Genomic DNA, 2,384 nt, shown 5'->3' with positions numbered 1-2,384 from the left:
ACCTGTTCGGCCAGGCCGAGGTGGTGTTCTCGGATGGACCGCTGCGGCCGGCCATCGCCGCCTCGATGGCGATCCCGGGCCTGCTCCGCCCGGTCGAGTACGGCGGCCGCGTGCTGGTCGACGGCGCCGCGGTCGATCCCCTGCCCTTCACCCAGCTCGCCGGCCGGGCCGACGTGGTCGTGGCGGTCGACTGCTCGACCGCGCCGCGCGAGAACACCGCGGTGCCGGAGGCGTTCGACTCGGTGTCCGCCACCATCACGCTGATGGGCCATGCCCTCGTCGCCGAGAAGCTCAAGCGGGTGCGCCCCGACCTGCTGATCCGCCCCAACGTGGCGATTTTCCGCCTCCTCGACTTCCTCCAGGCCATCGCCATCATCCGGGCCGGCGAAGCCATCAAGGAGGACATCAAGCGGGATCTTTCAGCGCTGCTGGAGGGGTGACAGTTCTCGTTTTTGTAGGGTGGGTTAGCGCCGCAGGCGCGTAACCCACCGAACAGCGCCGAGCCTAATACTAGGCCCCACATCAAGAATTGCGTATCGTTCCGGACCGCTACAGTCGGGAGCTGCAGAGAAATCGGGAGCAGCGGAATGATCACATTGTCCGAGGAGGAATTGGCTCGCGACCCAGACGCGGCGTTGGCGGCTTCGAAAAGCGGACCAGTCTTTTTGATCGAGGGCAAGCAGATCGCCTACGTCCTTCTCTCGATTGATGCGTACAATCGTCTAGCAGGCGAAACCGATCCGGACGAACCGCGGGTTAATAGCGAGGAAGGCCAGGATCCGAAACTGTCTAGGCCATAATTTCGCGTCCATTCCTTCGCGACAGAGGGTCGGGACAATTTTTTGGCCGTGATCTGTGGGGACGACTGGCGAAACTGGGGGAGCCCCTGGACGCCGAGCGAAGTCGCGCGGGTTATATGGATAGTCATGTTGATTCGCAGAGAAAGGATCACCATGACGTCCCCCGGACGAAATCGCCTAATAAAGAGCGTTCGGTTCCTGAGAAAAGAATGGCGGGTATTTTTCGCTGCCGCTGTCTCGATTGCCGTCGAGCTCATCCGGAAGCTTTAATCGGACCGGCGTCTGCGGAGAGCCCACGGTGGGTTACGCGCCTGCGGCGCTAACCCACCCTACGAATCGGCCCCTCACCGCCGCGCCTTGAAAAACCCCCGCAGCAGTGCGGCCGCCGCCGTCTCGCCGATCCCGGAATAGACGTCTGGGCGGTGGTGACAGGTGGGTGACGTGAAGAGCCGGACGCCGCTCTCCACGGCCCCGCCCTTGGGGTCGCCGGCGGCGTAGTACAGTCGGCGGATGCGGGAGAAGGAGATCGCCGCCGCGCACATCGGGCAGGGCTCCAGCGTCACGTAGAGGTCGCAGTCGGGCAGCCGCTCGCTGCCGAGCGTCGCGCAGGCGGCGCGGATCGCCAGCATCTCGGCATGCGCGGTCGGATCGCGGTCGGCGAGCGTGCGGTTGCCGGCGCGCGCCACCACGGCGCCGTCGCGAACGATCACGCAGCCGATCGGCACCTCGCCGGCGTCGCCGGCCGCGCGCGCCTCGGCGAGCGCCAGGTCCATGAAAGACGTCAAAAGCTCGTTCCCGCGCGCGAACTCTGCTATCAGGCTCGCTCCTTATCCAAGATCGAGACCATGCCGGACAAGCCCGAAGAGACCGCGCCCGACCACACCGCGCCCGCGCAGCGCCCCGCCCCGCCCGACGGCGAGCGCATCGCCAAGGTGATGGCGCGCGCCGGCCTGTGCTCGCGCCGCGACGCGGAGGCATGGATCGAGGCCGGCCGCGTCGCCGTGAATGGAAGCGTGATCACCTCGCCGGCCCTCGACGTCACTCGTAAGGACCGCATCACGGTCGACGGCGAGCCGCTGCCGGCCGCCGAGCGCACGCGGCTGTTCCTCTATCACAAGCCGGTCGGCCTGGTGACGACCAGCTTCGACCCCGAGGGCCGGCCGACCATCTTCGACTCGCTGCCCGAGGACCTGCCGCGGCTGATCAGCATCGGCCGGCTCGACATCTCCACCGAGGGCCTGCTGCTGCTCACCAACGACGGCGGCCTCGCCCGCCAGCTCGAATTGCCCGCCACCGGCTGGCTGCGCCGCTATCGCGTGCGCGCCCACGGCGCGGTCGACCAGCGTGCCCTCGACGCGCTCAAGAACGGCCTCGAGGTCGACGGCATCCAGTACGGCCCGATCGAGGCGACGCTCGACCGCAGCCAGGGCGCCAATGTCTGGATCACCATCGGCATCCGCGAGGGCAAGAACCGCGAGGTCCGCAACGTCCTCGACACGCTCGGCCTGCAGGTGAACCGGCTGATCCGCGTCTCCTACGGCCCGTTCCAGCTCGGCGAGCTCTTGGACGGCGACATCGAGGAGG

General features: G+C 67.3%; 4 protein-coding genes. 3 read left to right on the top strand and 1 reads right to left on the bottom strand.

Annotated elements, in window-relative coordinates; genetic code table 11:
* The coding region (locus tag ABTU92_RS27130; RefSeq protein ID WP_408094707.1) for a patatin-like phospholipase family protein at window positions 1-440 on the top strand (440 nt) is incomplete at its 5' end.
* Window positions 441-587: 147 nt separating this feature from the next.
* Window positions 588-800: a hypothetical protein gene (locus ABTU92_RS27125; protein WP_408094706.1), complete on the top strand. Its 213-nt coding sequence runs from the start codon at window positions 588-590 to the stop codon at window positions 798-800.
* Window positions 801-1,144: 344 nt separating this feature from the next.
* Here the strand turns inward: ABTU92_RS27125 and ABTU92_RS27120 are convergent, their stop codons facing one another.
* The gene (locus tag ABTU92_RS27120; RefSeq protein ID WP_408094705.1) at window positions 1,145-1,573 is read right to left on the bottom strand and encodes a nucleoside deaminase; all 429 of its coding nucleotides are present in this window, start codon (window positions 1,571-1,573) and stop codon (window positions 1,145-1,147) included.
* Window positions 1,574-1,645: 72 nt separating this feature from the next.
* Here ABTU92_RS27120 and ABTU92_RS27115 point away from each other — a divergent pair.
* The coding region (locus ABTU92_RS27115) for a pseudouridine synthase (protein WP_408094704.1) at window positions 1,646-2,384 on the top strand (739 nt) is incomplete at its 3' end.

This window comes from Rhodoplanes sp. SY1 (genome assembly GCF_046000175.1).
Lineage (GTDB): Bacteria > Pseudomonadota > Alphaproteobacteria > Rhizobiales > Xanthobacteraceae > Rhodoplanes.
Note: the sequence above shows the minus strand (reverse complement) of the source record. Positions and strands in the feature narration are given on the sequence as shown.